21 protein-coding genes and 1 tRNA gene are annotated in these 22,225 nt (G+C 60.1%); 16 read left to right on the forward strand and 6 right to left on the reverse strand.

What is annotated here, in order from left to right; all coding sequences use genetic code 11:
- Positions 1 to 37 precede the first annotated feature (37 nt).
- Together QD409_RS19540 and QD409_RS19545 are read left to right on the forward strand one after the other, a co-directional pair.
- Entirely contained in the window at positions 38 to 385 is a 348-nt protein-coding gene (locus tag QD409_RS19540; protein ID WP_167668000.1) for an antibiotic biosynthesis monooxygenase, read from the forward strand.
- Between the two features lie 228 nt (positions 386 to 613).
- Positions 614 to 1,015, forward strand: coding sequence for a GFA family protein (locus QD409_RS19545; RefSeq protein WP_092851230.1), 402 nt, complete (start codon positions 614 to 616; stop codon positions 1,013 to 1,015).
- Positions 1,016 to 1,073: 58 nt separating this feature from the next.
- On the opposite strand, the gene QD409_RS19550 is transcribed toward QD409_RS19545, so the two are convergent.
- Complete coding sequence (locus QD409_RS19550; protein WP_092851227.1) at positions 1,074 to 4,721, reverse strand: ATP-binding protein; 3,648 nt, start codon at positions 4,719 to 4,721, stop codon at positions 1,074 to 1,076.
- Positions 4,722 to 4,943: 222 nt separating this feature from the next.
- Here QD409_RS19550 and QD409_RS19555 point away from each other — a divergent pair, with 222 nt between their 5' ends.
- Together QD409_RS19555 and QD409_RS19560 are read left to right on the forward strand one after the other, a co-directional pair.
- Positions 4,944 to 5,390 (forward strand): phasin, encoded by a 447-nt coding sequence (locus tag QD409_RS19555; RefSeq protein WP_092851221.1) that lies wholly within the window; start codon positions 4,944 to 4,946, stop codon positions 5,388 to 5,390.
- A gap of 225 nt (positions 5,391 to 5,615) precedes the next feature.
- Positions 5,616 to 5,692: transfer RNA gene (locus QD409_RS19560), tRNA-His, on the forward strand.
- Between the two features lie 97 nt (positions 5,693 to 5,789).
- Here the strand turns inward: QD409_RS19560 and QD409_RS19565 are convergent.
- Complete coding sequence (locus QD409_RS19565) at positions 5,790 to 6,386, reverse strand: TetR/AcrR family transcriptional regulator (RefSeq protein ID WP_139115068.1); 597 nt, start codon at positions 6,384 to 6,386, stop codon at positions 5,790 to 5,792.
- A 69-nt stretch (positions 6,387 to 6,455) separates the two neighbouring features.
- On the opposite strand from QD409_RS19565, the gene QD409_RS19570 reads away from it, so the two are divergent.
- Entirely contained in the window at positions 6,456 to 6,905 is a 450-nt protein-coding gene (locus tag QD409_RS19570; protein ID WP_092851212.1) for a hypothetical protein, read from the forward strand.
- A gap of 206 nt (positions 6,906 to 7,111) precedes the next feature.
- On the opposite strand, the gene QD409_RS19575 is transcribed toward QD409_RS19570, so the two are convergent.
- The 3 genes from QD409_RS19575 to QD409_RS19585 all read right to left on the reverse strand — a co-directional run bounded on the left by QD409_RS19575 (position 7,112) and on the right by QD409_RS19585 (position 9,221).
- The gene (locus QD409_RS19575; protein WP_092851208.1) at positions 7,112 to 7,597 is read right to left on the reverse strand and encodes a GNAT family N-acetyltransferase; all 486 of its coding nucleotides are present in this window, start codon (positions 7,595 to 7,597) and stop codon (positions 7,112 to 7,114) included.
- Positions 7,598 to 7,963: 366 nt separating this feature from the next.
- Positions 7,964 to 8,110, reverse strand: a complete 147-nt coding sequence (locus QD409_RS19580) for a hypothetical protein (protein WP_167667998.1) — start codon at positions 8,108 to 8,110, stop codon at positions 7,964 to 7,966.
- 229 nt (positions 8,111 to 8,339) lie between these two features.
- Positions 8,340 to 9,221 carry a LysR family transcriptional regulator gene (locus QD409_RS19585; RefSeq protein ID WP_092851206.1) on the reverse strand — a complete coding sequence of 294 codons (882 nt, stop codon included), beginning with the start codon at positions 9,219 to 9,221 and terminating at the stop codon, positions 8,340 to 8,342.
- Positions 9,222 to 9,333: 112 nt separating this feature from the next.
- Here QD409_RS19585 and QD409_RS19590 point away from each other — a divergent pair, with 112 nt between their 5' ends.
- The 11 genes from QD409_RS19590 to QD409_RS19640 all read left to right on the forward strand — a co-directional run bounded on the left by QD409_RS19590 (position 9,334) and on the right by QD409_RS19640 (position 20,891).
- Positions 9,334 to 10,830 carry a CoA-acylating methylmalonate-semialdehyde dehydrogenase gene (locus QD409_RS19590; protein ID WP_092851204.1) on the forward strand — a complete coding sequence of 499 codons (1,497 nt, stop codon included), beginning with the start codon at positions 9,334 to 9,336 and terminating at the stop codon, positions 10,828 to 10,830.
- A gap of 141 nt (positions 10,831 to 10,971) precedes the next feature.
- Positions 10,972 to 11,319, forward strand: coding sequence for a VOC family protein (locus tag QD409_RS19595; protein WP_092851202.1), 348 nt, complete (start codon positions 10,972 to 10,974; stop codon positions 11,317 to 11,319).
- Positions 11,320 to 11,547: 228 nt separating this feature from the next.
- Positions 11,548 to 12,615 carry a YjgN family protein gene (locus QD409_RS19600; protein WP_092851200.1) on the forward strand — a complete coding sequence of 356 codons (1,068 nt, stop codon included), beginning with the start codon at positions 11,548 to 11,550 and terminating at the stop codon, positions 12,613 to 12,615.
- Complete coding sequence (locus tag QD409_RS19605; RefSeq protein ID WP_092851198.1) at positions 12,587 to 13,678, forward strand: M48 family metallopeptidase; 1,092 nt, start codon at positions 12,587 to 12,589, stop codon at positions 13,676 to 13,678. Before QD409_RS19600 ends, QD409_RS19605 begins: the two co-directional genes overlap by 29 nt.
- A gap of 132 nt (positions 13,679 to 13,810) precedes the next feature.
- The gene (gene rirA / locus QD409_RS19610; RefSeq protein WP_092851196.1) at positions 13,811 to 14,299 is read left to right on the forward strand and encodes an iron-responsive transcriptional regulator RirA; all 489 of its coding nucleotides are present in this window, start codon (positions 13,811 to 13,813) and stop codon (positions 14,297 to 14,299) included.
- Positions 14,300 to 14,640: 341 nt separating this feature from the next.
- Positions 14,641 to 16,236 (forward strand): ABC transporter substrate-binding protein, encoded by a 1,596-nt coding sequence (locus QD409_RS19615; protein ID WP_092851194.1) that lies wholly within the window; start codon positions 14,641 to 14,643, stop codon positions 16,234 to 16,236.
- Between the two features lie 89 nt (positions 16,237 to 16,325).
- Positions 16,326 to 17,330 (forward strand): ABC transporter permease subunit, encoded by a 1,005-nt coding sequence (locus QD409_RS19620; RefSeq protein WP_092851192.1) that lies wholly within the window; start codon positions 16,326 to 16,328, stop codon positions 17,328 to 17,330.
- Positions 17,331 to 17,339: 9 nt separating this feature from the next.
- The gene (locus QD409_RS19625) at positions 17,340 to 18,233 is read left to right on the forward strand and encodes an ABC transporter permease subunit (protein WP_092851190.1); all 894 of its coding nucleotides are present in this window, start codon (positions 17,340 to 17,342) and stop codon (positions 18,231 to 18,233) included.
- Positions 18,233 to 19,249, forward strand: a complete 1,017-nt coding sequence (locus QD409_RS19630; RefSeq protein WP_092851188.1) for an ABC transporter ATP-binding protein — start codon at positions 18,233 to 18,235, stop codon at positions 19,247 to 19,249. Before QD409_RS19625 ends, QD409_RS19630 begins: the two co-directional genes overlap by 1 nt.
- Positions 19,246 to 20,199 carry a peptide ABC transporter ATP-binding protein gene (locus tag QD409_RS19635; protein WP_092851186.1) on the forward strand — a complete coding sequence of 318 codons (954 nt, stop codon included), beginning with the start codon at positions 19,246 to 19,248 and terminating at the stop codon, positions 20,197 to 20,199. The genes QD409_RS19630 and QD409_RS19635 overlap by 4 nt, the downstream gene beginning before the upstream one ends.
- A gap of 164 nt (positions 20,200 to 20,363) precedes the next feature.
- On the forward strand, positions 20,364 to 20,891 hold the full coding sequence (locus QD409_RS19640) for a gluconokinase (protein WP_092851184.1): 528 nt from the start codon (positions 20,364 to 20,366) through the stop codon (positions 20,889 to 20,891).
- A gap of 10 nt (positions 20,892 to 20,901) precedes the next feature.
- Here the strand turns inward: QD409_RS19640 and QD409_RS19645 are convergent, their stop codons facing one another.
- The gene (locus QD409_RS19645; protein WP_092851182.1) at positions 20,902 to 22,149 is read right to left on the reverse strand and encodes an NAD(P)/FAD-dependent oxidoreductase; all 1,248 of its coding nucleotides are present in this window, start codon (positions 22,147 to 22,149) and stop codon (positions 20,902 to 20,904) included.
- Positions 22,150 to 22,225: the final 76 nt, after the last annotated feature.

The raw sequence follows: 22,225 nt of genomic DNA on the forward strand, positions 1-22,225 counted from the left end.
CGCGGCTGAACAGCGCGAGCTTCAGATGGAGAGACTCATGGAAACGAAACATATCGCCAGCTTTGCGGGTTCTCCCGCTCCTACGACCTTTATCGTCAACGTCATCCACGCTCATCCCGGAAAGCAGGAGGAAGCCTTCGCCATCATTCAGGATGTTGTGCATTACGTCGCGGAACGAAAGGAAGGCTTCCTCTGGAGCAGCCTTGCGAAAAGCTCGGATGGTCAGACGGTCGTCAACATCGAGGCCATCCAGGATGCCGGCAATGTCGGCGAGTTCTTTTCCGATCCGCATTTCGTCGAAAAATTCCGGAAACTGGACACCGTCTCGAAGAGCGAGTTCCACACCTACACGGTCGGCGATCTGGTCTTGCCCAAGCGCGCCTAAGCGGCATGGCCGGCTTTGCCTCTGAAAGGAAGATGCCGGGCGGGCAGCCGTCCGGCAGGGGATACTGCCCCTGTCGGACCTAGTGGCGCCTGTACCCAGCGGTTTGGCTGCGATCTGAGAGAGGCTCTCCTCGTGGCGTGTCGTCTTCGGGAGAGCCTCATTTGCAGATGTCACGCAGCTGAAGCAGAATGCCATTCTCGAACAGGCAGAGGATTGCATTCTACATTCATGCTGATCGGCTCATGTCATTGCGGCAGGACAAGTTGGACCCTTACGGGCGATCCGGGCTCGATCACGGCCTGCAACTGCACGCTCTGCCGACGCTACGGTGCGCTATGGGCCTATGACTATGAAGGGGAGCGGATCTTGCTCAGCGGGCCAACCGCGTCTTACACGCGGGCCGCCGAGAAGGAGCCGTCTCTCGAAATATTGTTCTGCCCAACCTGCGCCTGCGTCTTAAGCTGGCGCGGCCTGCATCTGGAAAAGGATGGCCGCCGGCGCATGGCGGTCAATCTGCGGCTTGCGCCGCCGGATCTCGTCTATGACCTGCCCATCGATCGCTTCGATGGTCTGGACACGTTCGAAGATCTTCCGTCGGACGGAAAATGCGTGCGTGATCTCTGGTTCTGAGAGTTGGCGACCGTGGGCGAGCGCCCGGCAGCGGATGCTGCCGAACCGAAAACGTCCCTTAGTTCGCCAGCACCCGCGGCGACGGGAAGGTGACTTCCACCAGCGTGCCCTCGTTCGGCGCGGAGTTGATCGAGAAGGTTGCGCGGTTGGCGTCGACCATCGCCTTGGTCAGCGGCAGGCCGAGGCCGGTGCCGTCGCCGCGCTTGCGGGAATTGGTCGAGACCTGCCGGAAGGGTTTCATCGCCTGCTCGAGTTCCGAGCGCGTCATGCCGACGCCGGTATCTCTGATGCGCAGGACGACACTGCCATTACCTTCATAGGACGTGGACACCACGATCTGGCCGCCCGACGGCGTGAAGCGGATGGCGTTCGAGAGGATGTTGAGTGCGATCTGCTTGATCGAGCGCAGGTCGGCGACGACATTCGGCACGGCCTGCGACAGCGCCGTGCGGATGATGACACGCTGGCTGTTGGCCTGCGGCTGCACCAGCGACACGGCCTCCGTAATCGCCTCGTTGAGGCCGACGGATGCGAAATCCAGATCCATCTCGCCGGCTTCGATCTTGGAGATATCAAGCAGGTCGTTGACGATATCGAGCACATGCCGTCCGGAGCGGCCGATATCGGTCGCATATTCGATGTAACGCGAATGGCCGATCGGCCCGAAGCGTTCGCCGGCCATCATGTCGGAGAAACCGATGATGGCGTTGAGCGGCGTGCGGATCTCGTGGCTGACGCGAGCGAGAAAATCCGTCTTGTGGGCATTGGCGGTTTCGGCGGCGCGCTTGGCGTTGCGCAGCTCCTCCTCGGTCCGCTTCCATTGCGTGATGTCGCGGATCACGGCGCAATAGCCGTTGGAGGAGTTGAGCTGACCCATGGTCATGAACAGCGGCAGGAAGCCCCCGGACGCCTCCCGACCGATCACTTCGCGGCCGTCGTTGAGCACGCTGGCAACGCCATGGCCGGAGAGGCCGCCGAGATAATCGAGCACCGCCTTCTGGCTTTCATGCGCAAACAGCATGACGAAGGGTTTGCCGCGGATCTCCTGGTCGTCATAGTTGAAGAGCGCGCTTGCCGAGCGGTTCATCGAGCGGATCTCGCCATCCTGGCCGACGATGATCACACCGTCGGTCGCCGTTTCCAGCGTCGAGCGCAGTTCCTCTATCTCCACCTGCAGCTTGCCGACCTTTTCGAGGATGCGTTCGGGCCGCCCTTCCTCGGAGACAGGTTGTGGCGGCGGGGCAGGCGGCTCGCTCTTCTCCACGGGCATCAGCGCCAGCATCAGGGCTGTGCCGTCTTCCCAGCGGATCGATTGCAGCCGCGCGGTGACCGGCACCAGCGCATCGTCGGCGCGCACCACCATCATCGTGCCCGGCTGTTCGGTCTTGCCTTCCAGATCGTTGCGCTGCAGCAGCGCATCCAGCCCACCGACCTGCTCGAGATCCGGCAGGTTCTCATAGCCAGTCAGTCGCAGGAATTCCGGATTGCCGTGGATCAGCCGGTCGCCGGCGTGGACGAGGATGGCGAGCGGCAGCTGATCGATGATATCGGACGACAGCCCCGTGCGCATCTTCACGCGCGGCGGAATGGCGGTGTTGAGCACATCGATAGGATCGAAATCCTCTTCCGGCTCGGCGGAGGAGACCGTCGCCTCAAAAGGAGAACCGGCATCCGCGACTGCTTCGCCGCTCGCCTCCTGCACCTGGGAAGGCTCAGCAACGGGCTCGGATGGAGAGGCGTCGGTATTCGACGCCGCGTTTTCCTGCCTGGTGTCGGCGTCGTCGTTTCCGATCGCCGTTTCGCTCGTGTCGGAAAGAATTTCGTCGGCCGCATTTGCTTGCGGGGCGGCATCGACATGTCTTTCGGCGGGTTCTGCCGTGGGTTGCTCGACAGGCGGCTCCGTGCGCTTGCCAAAAGGTTCGAGCTGCCGGGCGATTTCCCGGAAGGCCGCTTGTTCGCTGAGCGAAAGGCTTGCCTGCGCCAATGTCCGATGTTCGTGCAGACGGATGATCTTGTCTGTTTGCCGGCGGTTCGGCGTCTCGACGATATGCAAGGCGGGCGGTTCCGCGCTTGCAGTGGGAGCGTCTTTGGTGGTTGCTTGCTCGTTGCTTCCCGCTGCGGCGGAATCGTCCGGCTCGGAGCTGTGCTGGTCGCTCGCGGCTGCTTCCGCTTCGCCCGCCTGGTCGCTAGTCGTGGCTTCGGCATCCCAGCTTTCCTGCGCGTCCAGCGTCATGCCGCGCTTCATCGGATCTTCGATGGCATCCGCCAGGCGGACGACGCCGAAGCCTCTGAAGCCGTCGAATTCGCGGCTGCGGGTATAGGTCGGCAGGGCAGCCAGGTCGACCGGTACCATCAGGCCCGTGCCCTCCACCGGCCAATAGATCGTCCGGCCCGACCAGGTGTCGCGCCGTGCCAGCAGTTCCGTGATCTTGCCATCCGGATCGAGATTGAAGCGCGCGGCGACATCCGCGAAGGCATTGCCTGCAATTTGCGCCGCATGTGGTCCCACAGCATCGGCGAATTCGCGCGAAACCTCGCTGAAGCGGCCAGCAGCATCGATCTTCCATACGAACCGGGTCGCACGGCCGTTGCGCTTGAAGAGGAAGCCTTCGCCATCAGTGCTATCGGCAGAGACGGCTTCAGATTGGATTTGTTCCGGGCTTGCTTCCATGTGAGCATTGGCGAGGTGTTCTTCGCCAGCCGCCGCGGTCTCCGCCTCTTGCTCTTCAACAGGCGTGGCTTCTTCAACCGCAGCATCATTGGGAGCATCCATCAAAGTCGGAATTGGTACATGCTCGCCTGCCTCATGGCTAATCGGCGTCGCATCGGGCTCCTCATCCGCACTATATTCCGTCGTCTCGTCCAGCTCCTCGATATGGGCGACGGCATCGATGACATCGCTGAAGGGTGCGGACGGTGCGGGTTGCGGTGTTTCGTCGGCGGCTGCCGCTTCGAGCTCTGCCCGGGTCTCTTCCGCCTGCGGTTCGGCGGCGGCGGGCGCTGCCTCATCTGCAAGGCTTTCCGTCGGATCGAGATGGCCAAGGACCGTCTCGACGACGAACAGCAGATGCAGCGCCGGTATTTCCGAGAGCTTGCCGATGGCGGCGGGCAGGTAGCCGCGACCGGTCGAGATCGGCCGCTTGATCAGCCGGTCCGACTGCGCGCCGGCCATGGTCGTCAGCATTCGTGCCGTCTGCGGCGTGATGTCGAGCATGCGGAAACGCTCGGACGCCGCGACGATTTCGCCATCGCGGCCGATGACGGCCATATGCGTGTCGGGATCGTCGAATCCGTCGATCATGCGCTTGGCGCATTCGGAGGTGGCCATCGGTTTGGATGAGACCGGCGAGGAAAACAGGATCGCTTCTTCGCCTGCCTGGATGCGGATGCGCTCGACCGCTGCGTTTACCACAGAACGCTGGAATCCGGAGGCCATGCGGATGAGGAATGTGCGCTGATCGCCGACCGTGCCAAGGCCGCGCGCCGTCGCCTCGATCTGGCGGAACGAAACGTCGCCGGGCTTCGGCCCCTGGTCGAGGAAATCGTAGATGACGTCATAGCCGAAGAGGTTGGCGCCGGCGCCATTGGCCCACAATACGCGATCCATCCCGGTCGAAAACATGACCATGGCCTCGCCGCGGGCAAAGCGCTCCCGAACGCGCGGATGCACGGCAATGTCAATGAACGGATATTGAATTGCGGGCATATTCCAACCTGTTTTGCGGGCGTGACCGCCTCTCGTGTTTAACGGTTTATTAATAACCGCGACCCGCATTCGGGTCCAGCAAAGGCCCGATCTTTCGGCCGGAAAGGTTAACGTGTTGTGCGATGCAAAAAATATGTTGCACTGCACAAATCTTTATATTATATAAGCCTCACACAGGTTCACGAAGGGCGCCTCCGAGAGGGCCCACATAGGAGCGTAATCATGGCTACTGTAAAGAAAGACGACGTTTTTTCAACGGCTGCATTCGATCCGTCCAAGCTCTCCGAATCCTTCCGCGACTTTGCGGAAAAGGGCGCGGCCCAGTCCAAGGAAGCTTTCGCCAAGCTGAAGACCGCGACCGAGGAAGCCGGCAAGACGGTTGAAGCAACCGTACAGACCGCACAGGCCGGCTCTGTCGAAATCGGCCTCAAGGCCATCGACGTTCTGCGCACCAACGCCGAAAGCTCGCTGGCGCATATGGAAGCTCTGCTTCGCGTCAAGTCGGTCGCCGAACTCTTCGAACTTCAGACCGCTTTCATCCGCAAGCAGGCCGAAGTCACCGTAGAGCAGGCCAAGTCCATTCAGGAAACCACCAAGAAGGTTGCCGAAAAGCTGGTAAAGCCGGCCAAGGACGCCGCTGAAAAGGCAATGACTTCCTTCAAGGCCTAATCTTTTCGAAATACGCCTCTCAAGGTACGAATGTCCCGCCTCCAGCTTAGAGCCTGGGGGCGGGACTTTTCGTTCCGGGCGTGGGATGTGCGTGCTTTGATCCGTATCCCGCGGCGCATCTTCATTTGGATATCTGCAAAGCTTTTTTATATTGCGGGGAGATAGGACTTGAAATAATTTCAAAGTCCTCGTATGTCACCCCCGTTCGCGGCGACGCGAGCATGTGCGGTTGTAGCTCAGTTGGTTAGAGCGCAGGTTTGTGGCACCTGAGGTCGGAGGTTCGAGACCCCCCAACCGTACCATTCAATTCCCCGTAAATATCTGAGGTCATTCTGATCTAAGCGACATTAAAGTCGCCGCGTCGGGCACAAGACCGCCGTTCGGTCTGAATGATGGAATTCATCGCAGTTGAATGGGGAAGCCCGCAGCGCGGAGTACGGCCGTGACATAGGCTTTGGCATCCATGGCATGATCATCGCCGGGATAGGCCAGGAGCCGATAGGAGATGGCACCGCTAAGCAAATCCTGCATGAGTTCGGGGTCTAGGCTTTGGTCGATCTCGTGGTTTTGCTGGGCCTGCCGAATGATAAGGCTGAAGGCCTTTCGCCGCGGCTCCACGATTGTCGACCAGTAGAGGTGCTTGATCTCCGCTTCCTGGTCACTCAGTGCGAAGAGCTGGCGCAGGAGATTGCGGGCGAAGGGATCGGAAAAAGCCGCCGCCGTCTGATCCACGAAAATCTCAAGAATCTCGCCAAGCGGTCGACTTGCCCAATCTTCAAGTCCGCTCTCGGCTCTGGCCCGATATCCCAGCAGTGCGGAGGTCACCAGGGCCTCACGCGTGGCCCAGCGGCGATACAGCGCCGTGCGGCTGACGCCGGCCCGTTTTGCGACCTGATCGAAGCTCACCGCCGCCAGCCCGCCTTCCGCAAACAAGGCTAGGGCCGTCGCCTGTAACTCCTGATCGATCGTCTCATCCCGGGGCCTGCCGCCACTCAAAATTGCCACTCCACTTGCCAATCTCCCAATTACGATACATAAGTGTATCGTAATTGGGAGATGCCAGTAATGTCACATCCTATCTTTGACACGGCGATCACCGTCTTTGTAAGTGCCTTCGGCCTGTATGCGCTGATCAAGTTCGCTTTCTTCTTCGTGCTGAGCTACGCCGCTAGGCGCAAGCTTCTCGACAAGGCCTATGCCGGACGCGCCTACGCGACCAGCGGCTCCGACATCGCATCGCTCGTCATTGCGATCGCCATGTCGATCGCGCTATTGGTGCGCAGCGCCGAGCCCATCACCTTCCTCGGCGGTCTTTTGGCTGGCGGAACCCTGATCCAGCTCTATTTCCATGCCTTCCATGCGCCTGTATCCCGTGAACACGATGCGCCGGAGCCTCGCTCCCCACTTAAAATCATGTCCTATGCCATTCAGTCAGCGCCCTGGCGACCTTGGAAAGAGCTGCTTACCTACGCGGCGTTGGTGGTCGCCTGTATGTCGCTCTATTGGCTTGGCTGAATTTAGAGCATTTCCAGGAAAAGTGCGCAGCGGTTTTCCGTCCGGAATGCGTAAGGAAACAAGAAGATAGAGCGTTTTCGCGATTCGAAGAAAAGCGGAAATGCTCTGGCCGCTCTTCTGTCTTCAGAGGCGGACACAATGACCGCCTGAAAAAAATGCGAACGGAAATGGCCGAGGGTCGCTACACGCACCCCGGCCATTCCAGCCTATTTCTGGAAGTCGTACTTCATAACGAGCTCGCCACCTATGACGTCGTCGGTCATCCGAAATCCGACATGCTCATAAAGCCGGCGAGCCTTTTCGTTCTCGGGATGCACGCCAAGTACGACACATGGGCATCCGGGGATTTCCGATAGCAGCTTGACGATCTGGATCAGCGCAGCTCGACCATATCCACGACCCTGGAAGCGGCCGTCGATCATGAGGCGATAGATCCAATAGTTCCCGTCATCTTCATCGAGCGCGTACATGGCGAATCCCACCGGCTCGCCTGCGGCTCGGATGATGAGAGGAACGCAGGCAGGATTCTCCTCCGCTTCTTCAAGCGATTCCTCGTTACTGGCCAGATAGGATGTCTGGTAATCATGCGGGCGCAATAAGAGCACCTGCTGGCAGTCTTCGCGCGCAACGTGTTCAAGGGTAACGGCGGCAAGGTTTGCAGCGTGAAGCTGCTGGTTCTGTTTTGGATGCATTTTTTCGAATGGCGCTCGAACGGCGCCCCTATATTCGAGAGGAAGGTTGGGTCGGAAGACATACAGCAACCATCACGCAGACTTTAGCCGCGCGTTGAAAAACAGAGTTGCTATGCGGTTCCGATGTGCGTTGGTCCGGTAAGGCCTAGCGCTTGAGGCCAAGCCCGCTGCCGGAGTGTGCGGCTGATTCATACGTTTCGAACATCTGCGCACCTCCCTCGTTTGTTTGATGTGCAACCATTATGCTACATGCCGATCTTTGACAAGCATGGCGAGCCTTGATTCTTTGTGGCAAGCCGCAACACCGCTTTGATATGCAGCAGGACGCTATCACCCTCCAGCTGCCGATGTCCTTGGCTTTGATCCCTATTTCTTGTCTTGGGGCTTCTTCGACACATGGCCGGGCGAAATCGGGTCGCTGGCGGGAAAGGTCTCTTCCAGCGCTTCCTCCAGATAGTCGTCCTGCTCCTTGTGCTCTTTTTCGTTGAGCTTCTGCTGCTTCTTGTCGCTCATCGTCCTGGCTCCCTGATCTCTGTCTGAAATACTAGGCTTCGCTCGCCCTTTGTCCAGCATTAGAGGGAGAATGGCCAAGCGTGTGAGCGGCGGATGACGGCCAGGTTTGCCCGCATGCGGAAGCCGCCGATCGAGGAACTGCGGCCGGATGGGCTGCCGGACGAGTTTCCCGTTCCCAACCCGGATGAAAACGACGAGCCGCCGAAACAGATAGGATGGGCAAAAATGCCTAGAAAAACATCCGCCGTTCTTCGCTGACCAGCTCCTGCAGAAAGTCGGCGACAGTGCGCACGCGCACGAGATCGCGGGCGCTCTCGTGATAAGTCGTCCAGTAGGCGCGCTTGATGGAGACATCGGGCAGGATGCGGGTCAGCTCCGGAAATTGTCTGGCAATATAGTCGTGCAGGATGCCGATGCCAGCGCCGGAGCGGACGGCTTCCGTCTGGCCGATGGAGGTGGAGATCTCGAACGAGGCGTCCCAGCTGCGCATGATCTCGCCGGAAAAATTCAGCGAGGCCGTGAAGATGAGATCTTCGACGTAGCCGACGCGCGGATGCAGCTTCAGCGCCTCGACGCTGTCAGGCAATCCGGCCTGCTCCAGATAAGCTTTCGAGGCATAAAGGCCGAGCGTGTAGTCCGTCAGCTTCGATGAAACCAGGCGGCCCTGCTCGGGGCGTTCCAGCGTGATGGCGATATCGGCTTCGCGCTGCGACAGCGAAAAGGAGCGGGGAACGGGCACGAGCTGGATGCGCAGCTCGGGATAGCGGGCGATCAGTCGCCCCAGCCTTGGGGCAAGAAAGGAGACGCCAAACCCGTCGGGCGCGCCGATACGCACCGTGCCTGTGATGGCGCTGTCGAGATGACCGACGCTTGCCTGCGCGCGCAGCATTTCGGTTTCCATGCGCTCTGCGGCATGCAGGAAGATCTCGCCTTCCGCTGTCAGGTCGCAGCCATTGGTGCGGCGCACGAGCAACCGCGTCTTCAGGCGCTCCTCGAGCGTCGTCACGCGGCGGGAGAGGGTGGCGTGGTTGACGCCGAGCCGTTTGGAGGCGGCGAGAATCTGCCCCGTGCGGGCCACAGCGAGAAACATGCGGACATCGTCCCAATCCATATGCACATCCAGGGCTTTAATTTTTGCACAACGGTTGCTTATAACAGCTCATTGATTTGTGCAAATTGAAGTGCCATCCTGTCATTATCAAAGAAAACGAGGAGGCACATTCATGCGTGAGATCGGTCATTTCATCGGCGGCAAGCGCGTCGCCGGCACGAGCGGACGCACCAGCAACGTCTACAATCCGGCAACCGGCGAAGTGCAGGCAACGGTAGCACTCGCCAGCGTCGATGAGCTGCGCGCAGCCGTCGCAAACGCCAAGGCTGCGCAGCCGAAATGGGGGGCGACCAATCCGCAGCGCCGCGCCCGTGTTTTCTTCAAGTTCGTCGAACTGCTGAACCAGAACATGGATGAGCTGGCGACCCTGCTCTCCTCGGAGCATGGCAAGACGGTCGAAGATTCCAAGGGCGATATCATCCGCGGCCTGGAAGTCTGCGAATTCGTCTGCGGCATTCCGCATCTGCAGAAGGGTGAGTTCACCGAAGGCGCCGGCCCGGCGATCGACATGTACTCTATCCGCCAGCCGGTCGGTGTCGGCGCCGGCATCACGCCATTCAACTTCCCGGGCATGATCCCGATGTGGATGTTCGCCCCGGCGATCGCTTGCGGCAACGCCTTCATCCTCAAGCCGTCCGAGCGTGATCCGTCCCTGCCGATCCGCCTTGCCGAGCTTATGATCGAAGCCGGTCTGCCGGCAGGCATCCTCAACGTCGTCAACGGTGACAAGACCGCAGTCGACGCCATCCTGACCGATCCGGATATCGCTGCCGTTTCCTTCGTCGGCTCCACGCCGATCGCCCGCTACGTCTATGGCACGGCCGCCATGAATGGCAAGCGCGCCCAGTGCTTCGGCGGCGCCAAGAACCACATGATCATCATGCCCGACGCCGATATGGACCAGGCCGTCAACGCCCTGATGGGCGCCGGTTACGGCTCGGCCGGCGAGCGCTGCATGGCGGTATCGGTCGCAGTCCCGGTCGGCGAAGACACGGCCAACCGTCTCGTTGAAAAGCTGGTGCCGAAGATCGAATCGCTGCGCATCGGCCCCTATACCGACGACAAGGCCGATCTCGGCCCGCTCGTCACCAAGGATGCCTACAACCGCGTTACCGGCCTGATCGACCGTGGCGTCGAAGAAGGCGCCAAACTCGTCGTCGACGGCCGCGGTTTCAAGCTGCAGGGCTATGAAGACGGCTACTTTGTCGGCGGCACGCTGTTCGACCACGTCAAGCCTGACATGGACATCTACAAGACCGAGATCTTCGGGCCAGTTCTGTCCGTCGTCCGTGCCAAGAACTACGAAGAAGCGCTCGAACTGCCGATGAAGCACGAATACGGCAACGGCGTCGCCATCTACACCCGTGACGGCGATGCGGCCCGCGATTTCGCCTCGCGCATCAATATCGGCATGATCGGCGTCAACGTTCCGATCCCGGTTCCGCTTGCCTACCACTCCTTCGGCGGCTGGAAGGCTTCCAGCTTCGGCGACCTCAACCAGCACGGTACGGACTCGATCAAGTTCTGGACGCGCACGAAGACGATCACCGCCCGCTGGCCGTCCGGCATCAAGGATGGTGCCGAATTCGTCATGCCGACGATGAAGTAAGCATCGGCGCCTTTGCCATCATCGACCGCCGTCCGGGACTTCTCGGGCGGCGGTTTTTTGTTGCGTTTGTTTTCGATAGAGTCATCTTGCCTAAGCCGTCGTTTTCGTCTAGAACAAAACAAGAACAACGGGAGAGCCGCGATGTCCGTGAGCTATCAGATTGACTATCTCGAATTTCCGTCGAAAGACGGCCTGAAGACCCGCCGCTTCTTCGAAGAAGCCTTCGACTGGAGTTTTGTGAGCTACGGCCCGACCTATCACGCCATCGAGGCGGCCGGCATTGATGCTGGCATTCAGGGCGATGCGGCGGAAGCGACCGGAGCGCCGCTGCCAGTGGTGCGCACCACCGATCTGGAAGCGGCCCAGCGCGCGGTCGAGTTCGCCGGCGGCATCATCACGCGCCCTGCCTTCGATTTTCCAGGCGGCCGCCGGTTCCACTTCCGCGAACCGGGGGGGTGCGAAATGGCAGTATGGGTTTCTGCAACCTAAATGCCTGGATCCGACAAGGTGCTAAGGCTTTGGTTGTATGGACTTGGCACCCTGTTGATCTAGAATGGTATTCCGGCATTTTTTCATTGATCGGTGCATGTTTTCCTGCTCTCAAATACAACGGTAAGGCGAGCGATGTGTTGCGCAGCACATCCCGCGGCGGCCCGGGTGTGTGCGGATGCCTCCAGCGGAAAGCTCGTCCTCTTGTGGAGTAGGGGGAACATAAATATGGCAGCTGTCGAGCAAAGCTATCCGATCGGTGGAAGCCGGTATTTCCAGAGGGCTTCCTTCACGGGCAACGCCTCGGAATATTTCGGCATCTGGATCGTCAACATTCTGCTGACGATCGTTACCTTGGGCATTTACTCGGCCTGGGCAAAGGTACGCCGTAACCGATATTTCTACGGGAATACTGTCTTGCTGGGCCATAGTTTCGAGTATCATGCCAAGGGCAAGCAGATCCTCATCGGCCGATTGATCGTGTTCGGCTTTCTCATCGTAGTGAATATTCTGTCACATGTGGCGCCACTGGCGGTCCTGGCGATCTGGCCTGTCATGCTGGTGGTATTCCCATGGTTCCTCATGCGCGGCCTTCGCTTCAACGCGCGGGTCACGAGCTACCGCAATGTGCGCTTCGATTTCGTCGGGACCTATGGCGGCGCGTTCAAGGCGATCTTCCTCGGCGCCCTTGTAACGGTGGTATCGGTCGGACTTCTGTCTCCGATCGCAAGTCGCTGGTATTATAAATACATCTTCGACAATCTCCGTTACGGAGATCGACCGTTCTCGACGGAGCCGCGATTGGGGGCGATCTACAAGGTTTTCGGCGCAACGATCGTGATCGCGATTGGATGTGGCCTGATTCTTGGTTTTGTTGCTGGCGCCTTGGGCCTTTTCCACGGGATGCTGACGCGGTCGGCAGGCGCCGGCCTCAGTGCGGGGCATTTTGTAATTCTCCTTAACTTCCTCGCTTATATCGCCGCCGGCCTCTATTATCGCGCATCGATCCGCAACGTCATCTGGTCGGCTACAACGATTGATCGCCGGCATCAGCTCAGAAGCGATCTTGGCCGTCGGCGCTATATGTGGATTGCAGTTTCGAACGTGATCGTCACCTTGGTGACCCTTGGATTGATGCGCCCCTGGGCGGCGGTGCGCATGCAACGTTTTCTCACCGAGCATACTGCCGTCCATGTCGACGGCGAGATCGGCGTCGTCTTCGATCAGATCCGCTCGACAGGCAATGCGATCAGCGCGGAATATCTCGATGTCGATGGTTTCGACTTTGGCTTCTGATGGGCAGACAATAGCGACGGGTATCTGGCATCCGCCTCATTCCAGCCGGGAGGTTCCTGCCCGGCTGCAGGATATCGGCGGTTCGCTCATCGTGGTCTCGGACGAAGAGGGGGACGAGAGCAGGCGGCTCACCTGGGGCATTCGTTCCGATATCGAGATCAGCCCGCGCGTCGGTTCGATCCCGCGCCGCATCGTGTTCGGAAATGAATCGGTGTTCGAAGCCCGCGACAACGATGCCGTCGATGCCTATCTGCGCAGCCGCGGCGAAGGGCGCAGCGGCTTCGTTCATGGGTTGGAGATTGTTCGCCCCCGGCTGATTGCCTTTGCACTAGCAGTATTCGTCCTTGCTTCGATCATCTATCGCTATGCCTTGCCGGGCCTGGTGGAAGTTGCCGTGCTGGTGACGCCGCCGGTGGTGCCGGAGATGATGTCGGCGGGAACTCTGAAGACGCTGGATCGAGTGACCTTCGGCCCCAGCAAGCTGCCTGAGGCGCAGCAGACGGAAATCCGCGATGATTTCGCCAGGATAGCCGCCAATGCGCAAGGCGGTGCGGGTCGCTATCATCTGAACTTCCGCGATGGCGGCCTTATCGGCCCAAATGCCTTCGCGCTTCCGGACGGCAATCTCGTTCTTACCGATCAGCTTGTCGAACTGGCCGGCGGCGACAAGGAGATGATCACCGCCGTGCTCGGCCACGAGATCGGCCACGTCGAATACAAGCACAGTCTGCGCCAGCTCTACAGCGCCGCGGGTGTTGCCGGTCTTGTGCTTTTGATCGCCGGCGACGTCGGCTCCGGCATTCAGGACATACTGACGCAAGGCGGCGGTCTCCTTGCGCTTTCCTACTCCCGGCAAGCCGAGGCGCAGGCCGATCGTCGCTCGGTGGAGCTGATGATGGCGGCCGGCAAGGACCCGGCGGCATTGTCACGCTTCTTTGATCTGCTCGAGACGAAGCTGCACGATCATGGCAACACCAGCATGCTTTCGACCCATCCCGGCACGCCCGAACGCAAGCAGGCGATCCTCGACTACATCAGAGAGCTGAAGGAAAGGGGAGAGTAGCCGAACGGGTGAGGAGCTTGTGGCCTTCGGAATAAGCTGAATATGAATTTCATATTTTGGAATTGTTCAAAACTAAGAAAGCCACTATATACAGGTCCAGCCCCTAAGCAGCCTCGATTCCAGGAGATCGGCATGCGCCTGACCAAACAGACCAATTACGCAGTGCGCATGTTGATGTATTGCGCCGCCAATGACGGCCATCTGAGCCGTATCCCGGAAATCGCCAGAGCTTACAGTGTTTCAGAGCTGTTTCTCTTCAAGATCCTGCAGCCGCTGACCAAGGCAGGCCTTGTCGAAACCGTTCGCGGCCGCAATGGTGGCGTTCGTCTCGGCAAGCCCGCGAGCGATATCAGCCTCTTCGACGTTGTTCGTGTGACCGAAGACAGCTTCGCCATGGCGGAATGCTTCGAAGAAGGCGTGGTAGAATGTCCGTTGGTCGACAGCTGCGGTCTCAACTCGGCTCTGCGCAAGGCGCTGAACGCCTTCTTCGACGTCCTGACGCAATATTCCATCGACGATCTCGTCAAGGCGCGCCCGCAGATCAACTTCTTGCTCGGCCTGACCGATCTGGATCACAGAGCGATTGCCAAGAAGCCGTCGCTCACCGCTCCTGCAGCCTGATCTTCTGCTTCGAGTTGCATCGGTTTTCCATCCGCGGTTGCTGCCGGCAGCCGCGGATTTTTGCATTTAGTACCCCGTATCAGGGCCGTGGAGGGTAATCGGATCGCAAGAGGAAAGCACTAAATCGTCCTGAATCTGACAAAACTGCGTCAAATTCCGGCAGATTATTACCAATTCAAAGGTTTTTTCGTCCAAAAATTTCCAAACTCGACAAATCGGAAAAAATTTAGGCGGGACTTGTTGCTTTCAAACTTAAAATAAAGTTCCATCGGCGCGATCCGAACGGCAACCTCTAGGGTGTCCGCGGCTTCAAAAGAATAACAAATCTGGGAAACGATATCATGAAAAAGATTTCTGCCCTGCTGGCAGTGACAGCTTTGGCTTCGGTCATGGCAACGTCCGCCTGGTCGAAAACACTTGTCTATTGCTCGGAAAGCTCGCCGGAAGGCTTCGATCCGGGGATCTACACCGGAGGCAATACCTTCGATGCTTCATCGCGTACGGTCTACAGCCGTCTCGTCGAATTCAAGCACGGTGGCACCGAGATCGAGCCGGGCCTTGCCGAAAGCTGGACCGTTTCCCCCGATGGCAAGGAATATACGTTCAAGCTCCGCAAGGGCGTGAAGTTCCAGACCACCGATTTCTTTACGCCGACGCGCGACCTGAACGCCGATGACGTCATCTTCGCCATCGGGCGCCAGATCAGCGCAGACAGCCCCTGGGCCAAGTACGTCGCTGGCGGTTCTTATGAATACGCCGACGGCATGGGCTTCCCCAAGCTGATCAAGTCGATCGAGAAGGTCGATGACCTCACCGTGAAGTTCGTGCTGAACCGCCCGGAAGCGCCTTTCCTCGCCGACCTGGCCATGGACTTCGGCTCGATCCTGTCGAAGGAATATGCAGACAAGCTGCAGGCCGACAAGAAGATGGAGCAGATGAACCAGCAGCCGCTGGGCACCGGCCCGTTCACCTTCGTTGCCTACCAGCCGGATGCCGTCATCCGCTACAAGGCAAACGAAAGCTACTTCAAGGGCAAGGAAAAGATCGACGATCTCGTCTTTGCGATTACGCCGGACGCATCCGTTCGCGCGCAGAAGCTGAAGTCCGGCGAATGCAACATCATGCCGTACCCGAACGCGGCCGATATCAAGGACCTCAAAGCCGACAAGAACCTCAATGTTCTCGAGCAGGCTGGTCTGAACGTTTCTTATCTCGCCTATAACACGCTGGTTGCACCATTCGACAAGGTCGAAGTGCGCAAGGCGATCAACATGGCTGTCAGCAAGCAGGCCATCGTCGACGCCGTCTTCCAGGGCTCTGCCAAGGTTGCCACCAACCCGATCCCGCCGACCATGTGGTCCTACAACAAGGAAGTGAAGGACGACGCCTACAACCCGGACGAAGCCAAGAAGCTGCTTGAAAAGGCTGGCGTCAAGGGTCTCAGCATGAAGATCTGGGCTATGCCGGTTTCGCGTCCTTACATGCTGAATGCGCGTCGCGCTGCCGAGCTGATGCAGGCAGATCTGGCCAAGATCGGCGTCAAGGTCGAGATCGTCACCTATGACTGGGCTCAGTACCTGAAGCTCTCCTCCGCTAAGGACCGCGATGGTGCGGCCATCCTCGGCTGGACCGGCGACAACGGCGATCCGGACAACTTCCTTGACACGCTGCTCGGCTGCGATGCCGTCGGTGGCAACAACCGTGCGCAGTGGTGCAACAAGGAATTCGACGATCTGGTGAAGAAGGCCAAGCAGACGGCTGACGTCAAGGAGCGCACCAAGCTCTATGAACAGGCCCAGGTCATCTTTAAGCGCGAAGCACCATGGATGACGATCGATCACTCCGAAGTCTTCATGCCAATGACGAAGAACGTCACCGGCTACTTCCAGGATCCGCTCGGCGTTCACCGCTTCGACGGCGTCGATATCGCCGAATAACGAAAAATCTGTGAGAATGCCCGGCTAGGACCGGGCGACCCGGCGGTCAGGCACTCAGTCTGACCGCCGGAAAAATTTGGACAACTGTCATGTTGCGATTTCTTTTCAGCCGCCTTGCGGTGCTGATCCCGACATTCCTCGGCGTATCGATTGTCGCCTTCTCCTTCATCCGCCTGCTTCCCGGCGATCCCGTCATGTTGCTGTCGGGCGAACGCGTCATGTCGCCGGAGCGCCATGCCGAGATCTCGCACGATCTCGGTTACGACCAGCCGATGATCGTCCAGTACGGCAAATACGTCTGGAACTCCCTGCACGGCGATCTCGGCACGTCTATCACCACCAAGCGTGACGTATTGACCGACTTCTTCACCTTCTTCCCGGCTACGCTCGAGCTGTCGATTTGTGCCATGATCCTGGCGATCTGTCTTGGCATTCCGGCCGGCGTTTTCGCCGCCGTCAAGCGAGGGACATGGTTCGACCAGAGTGTCATGGGAGTCGCCCTCGTCGGCTATTCCATGCCGATCTTCTGGTGGGGCCTGTTGCTGATCATCGTCTTCAACGGCTATCTGCACTGGACGCCGGTTTCGGGCCGCATCGGCCTCATCTATTTCTTCAAGCCGATCACCGGTTTCATGCTGATCGACAGCCTCCTCTCAGGACAGAAGGGCGCGTTTGCTTCCGCGCTCAATTCGCTGATCCTGCCGACCGTCGTGCTCGGCACCATTCCGCTCGCCGTCATTGCGCGCCAGACGCGCTCCGCCATGCTGGAAGTGCTCGGCGAGGATTATGTGCGCACTGCCCGCTCCAAGGGCCTGTCGCCGCTGCGCGTCGTTTCCGTGCATGCGCTGCGCAATGCGATGATCCCGGTGGTCACAACGATCGGTCTGCAGGTTGGCGTGCTGCTCGGCGGCGCCATCCTGACGGAAAGCATCTTCTCCTGGCCGGGCATCGGCAAATGGATGATCGATGCCGTCTTCAAGCGGGATTATCCGGTCGTGCAGGGCGGCCTGCTGTTGATCGCGGGCATCGTCATGCTCGTCAATCTCGCTGTCGACTTGCTCTACGGCTTCGTCAATCCACGCATTCGTCACTAGGAGCGGTCCATGAGCACGGTAAGCGTCAAAACCGACCGTCCTTCCGCTCTCGCGGAGTTCTGGTATTACTTCTCTCGCAACAAGGGCGCCGTCATCGGCCTTGTGATCTTCCTCTTCGTTCTGTTTCTGGCAATCTTTGCCGGCGTCGTGGCGCCTCATAACCCCGATGCCGCTTACGGCAGCGACATGCAGCGCCTACCGCCGGCATGGGTACAGGGCAGCAACAGCAGCTTCCTGCTCGGCACCGATGCCAACGGCCGCGATCTTCTGTCGCGCCTCATCTACGGCACGCGGTTCTCGCTGTTCATCGGTCTTGTGGTCGCCTCGCTTTCGGCGCTCGCCGGTATCCTGATCGGCCTCGTCGCCGGCTATGTCCGTGGCCGTACCGACACGATCATCATGCGCATCATGGACATCATCCTTGCCGTCCCGTCGCTGCTGCTCGCCCTGGTGCTGGTGGCAATCCTCGGGCCTGGCCTGACGAACGCCATGATTGCGATCTCCATCGTCAATCAGCCGCATTTCGTCCGCCTGACACGCGCTTCGGTCATGACCGAACGCGACAAGGAATATGTCATCGCTTCGCGCGTCGCCGGCGCGGGGTCGCTGCGGCTGATGTTCAAGACGATCCTGCCGAATTGCCTTGGGCCGCTGATCGTGCAGGGCACGCTTGCCTTCTCGGCCGCCATTCTCGATGCCGCGGCACTCGGCTTCCTCGGCCAGGGCGCCCAGCCGCCGACGCCGGAATGGGGCACGATGCTTGCGGATTCGCGTGAATTCTTCCAGAGCAACCCCTCGCTCGTTACTTTCCCCGGTCTCTGCATCCTGATCACCGTGCTCGCCATCAATCTGATGGGCGACGGCCTGCGCGATGCGTTCGACCCGAAGCTGAAGAGGTCGTGATGGCACTCCTCGATATTGAAAACCTATCCGTTGAATTCCAGACCTCGTCCGGCCTGTTCCGCGCAGTCGACGGTGTCTCGCTCCAATGCGACAAGGGAGAAATCCTGTCGATCGTCGGCGAGTCCGGCTCCGGCAAGTCGGTCTCCATGCTTGCCATGATGGGTCTTCTGCCCTGGACGGCAAAGATCACCGCCGACCGCATGATGTTCGATGGCAAAGACCTTCGCGGCATCTCCGCCCGTCAGCGCCGCAAGATCATCGGCAAGGACATGGCGATGATCTTCCAGGAGCCGATGTCGAGCCTCAATCCGTGCTTCACGGTCGGCTTCCAGCTCGGCGAAACCCTGCGCATTCACATGGGCCTCGACCGCAAGGCGCGCCGCGAGCGCTCGATCGAGCTGCTCAATCTCGTCGGCATTCCTGCGCCTGCGGATCGCCTGTCGAACTTCCCGCATCAGATGTCCGGCGGCATGAGCCAGCGCGTCATGATCGCCATGGCGCTGGCCTGCAATCCGAAGCTCTTGATCGCCGACGAGCCGACCACCGCGCTCGACGTGACGATCCAGGCGCAGATCCTCGATCTGCTCGTGCGCCTGCAGCAGGAGCAGGGCATGGCGCTCGTGCTCATCACCCACGACATGGGTGTGGTCGCCGAAACGGCAGAGCGCGTGCAGGTGCAATATGCCGGCCAGAAGGTCGAGGAGCAGCCGGTCAAGGAGCTGTTCCGCGATCCGCATCATCCCTATACGGCGGCTCTTCTCTCGGCTCTGCCGGAGCGCGCCGAAGTGGGCGAGCGCCTGCCGTCGATCGCCGGTGTCGTTCCCGGTCAGCACGATCGGCCGACGGGCTGTCTCTTTGCGCCCCGTTGTTCCTTCGCCACGCCGGAATGCGACAAGGGCGTCAAGCGTCAGGGTAGCGAACTCGGCCTGACCCTTTGCAACTATCCGCTGGAACATGGCAAGCCGCTCGGTCATCCCGGCATTGCCGCCACGAAATCTGCAGGAGGTGCCGCATGACCGGCGCTGTTCTCGAAGGGCGCGATCTCGCCCGTTTCTACACCATCAAGCGCGGCAGCTTCAAACCCGAGGCGACCGTCAAGGCGCTGAACGGCGTCAGCTTCAGCCTGCAGTCGGGCCGCACGCTCGCTGTCGTCGGCGAATCCGGCTGCGGCAAGTCGACGCTCGCCCGTCTCGTGACGATGATCGAAAATCCGACATCGGGCGAATTGCTGATCGATGGCAAGCCGGCGAAGCTCGGCGACCGCAGCCTGCGCAGCGCCGTGCAGATCGTGTTTCAGAACCCTTATGGCTCGCTCAACCCGCGTCAGAAGGTCGGCTCCATCCTGGAAGAGCCGCTGAAGATCAATACCGATGACGATGCCGCCACTCGCCGCCGCAAGGCCGAGGAGATGATGGCGCGTGTCGGTCTGCGCCCGGAGCATTATGATCGCTACCCGCATATGTTCTCCGGCGGCCAGCGCCAGCGTATCGCGATTGCGCGTGCCCTGATGCTGCGGCCGAAGGTGTTGGTGCTCGACGAGCCGGTTTCCGCGCTCGATCTGTCGATCCAGGCGCAGGTTCTCAACCTGCTGATGGATCTGCAGAAGGAGATGGGGCTTGCCTATCTCTTCATCTCGCACGGCCTTTCCGTTGTCCGCCACATCGCCGACGACGTGATGGTGATGTATCTCGGACGCCCGGTTGAGACCGGTACGGCCGAAGAGGTCTTCAACCGCCCGCGCCATCCCTATACGGCAGCACTTCTGTCGGCGACGCCGATCGCAGACCCCGATCGTGAGAAGAACCGCATCCGCCTGCAGGGCGAGCTGCCGTCGCCGCTCAACCCGCCGACCGGCTGCCATTTCAATCCGCGCTGCTGGCGCGCTCAGGACAAGTGCCGGCAGGTTGCGCCGGAATTAGCGGGCGAAGGCTCGCACAAATTTTCCTGTTTCTTTCCGCTGGATTGATCCAAGTTGTGAATCGGGCAGTTCCGGCTTTCCCATGCCTTTCTGCCTGGCCCCTCTCCCCGTATGCGGGGCGAGGGTTGGGGTGACGGGCTAGGCAATCGGATGCGTCAACGGTGGAACCTGCCTGATTGTCATTATCGGCCATGATTCAAGGCAGGAAACAAATGAGTGAACTATCCAAGACGCCCCTTGCCATCATCGTCATGGGCGTAAGCGGCAGCGGCAAATCCTCGGTCGGCGAGGGGGTGGCGGCTAAGCTTGGCATTCACTTCATCGAGGGCGATGCGCTCCATCCTGCCGCCAATGTCGAGAAGATGAGCAAGGGAATCCCGCTCACCGACGAGGATCGCTGGCCCTGGCTCGAAAAAATCGGCCAGGAGATTGCGGCAAGCCTAGCCAAGGGCGAGGGGATCAGTGTTTCCTGCTCGGCTCTGAAACGGACCTATCGCGAGCGCCTGCGGGCGTCCGCCGGCGGCCATCTCTATTTCATTTATCTCCACGGCTCCAAGGAGCTGCTGAGCAGGCGCATGGGCGAGCGCAAGGGTCATTTCATGCCTGCTTCGCTCTTGGAAAGCCAGTTGCAGACACTGGAAGTGCCGACCGGCGAGCCGGGCGTCGTCACCGTCGATATCGACGGTACCATTGATGCGATCGTCGAGGCTGCCGTGAAGAGCCTTAAGGCCATCCTCTAGAGCAAATAGCTCAGGGCGCAAACCGGCCCGGGCCATAGGCCGAGATATCGATGAACGGCTTCTCGCCGGTGATGAGTTCGGCAAGCACGCGGCCGGTTACCGGGCCGAGCGTCAGGCCGTGATGCGCATGGCCGAAGGCGAACCACAGACCGTTGTGGCGTGGCGCCTTGCCGATGATCGGCATCATATCCGGCGTACAGGGGCGGGCGCCCATCCAGGGCTCGGGATCGAGCCGTTCGCCAAGCGGGAAGGCGGCACGGGCGAGGGCTTCGGCACGGTCGAGCTGTACCGGCGTTTTCGGCGCGTCGCGGCGTGCGAATTCGGCGCCGGTCGTCAGGCGAATGCCGCGGCTCATGGGCGCCAGCAGATAGCCGCGCTCGGCATCCGCCGCCCAGTTGTTGAGGACGGCATTGCCTTCGGCGGCGTAATGCATGTGATAGCCGCGCTTCACGCCGAGCGGGAAGGCATAGCCGAAGCGTTTCGTCACCAGATCGGCCCAGGGGCCGAGCGCAACGACGACATCTTCCGCCTCGATGGATCCTTCCGCCGTCACCATTCTCCAGGCTGATCCAGACATGCCGAGCGAGACGGCATCGCCCGTGGTCACGCGGCCACCGATGCTCTCGAAATAGCGGCGATAGGCTGATATCAGCCCATGCGGGTCGAGCACCGACCAGGGATCGAGCCAGCGGAGAGCGCCTGCGAAGCCGCCCCTGAGATGCGGTTCCGCCGTCGCGATGTCCGCGCTGCTCAACGCTTCGTAACCGATCCCGAATTCCCGGTTGAGGCGCTCGGCTTCGGCAAACTCCGCGTCGCGCTTCTCGTTCGAGCGGTACAGCTCCAGCCAGCCGTTCTTGCGAATGAGCTCTTCAGCATGCGAGGCTTCGATAAGGTCATTGTGCTCGCTCACGGAATGCTCGATCAACGGCGCATAGGCGCGCGAGATCATCTGATGGCGCTTGGTATTGGAATTCCACCAGTAGCGGGCAAGGAAGGCGATCTGCGAAGGCAGGGCGCGCAGGTGATAATGCGCATCGACGCGATTGTTGAGGGCATAGCGCAGCAGCAGGCCGAATTGCTGCGGGAAGCCATAGGGCACCACGCCCTCGCGCTGAATGAGGCCGGCATTGCCGAAGGACGTTTCCCGGCCGGGCTCCCTTCTGTCGACGAGAACGACCTGGCGCCCCCGCCGCTGCAGATGGATTGCCGTCGAAACGCCGACGATGCCGGCGCCGAGAACGATTGCGTCCTTTGTCATTTTACCCTGCTATCCGCATGTTCATTGCATTTTCGCGCGAATTCGCATGGATATTGCTATCATTGCGTGAGTTGCG

This window comes from Rhizobium sp. BR 315, assembly GCF_050577975.1.
GTDB classification, from domain to species: domain Bacteria; phylum Pseudomonadota; class Alphaproteobacteria; order Rhizobiales; family Rhizobiaceae; genus Rhizobium; species Rhizobium miluonense.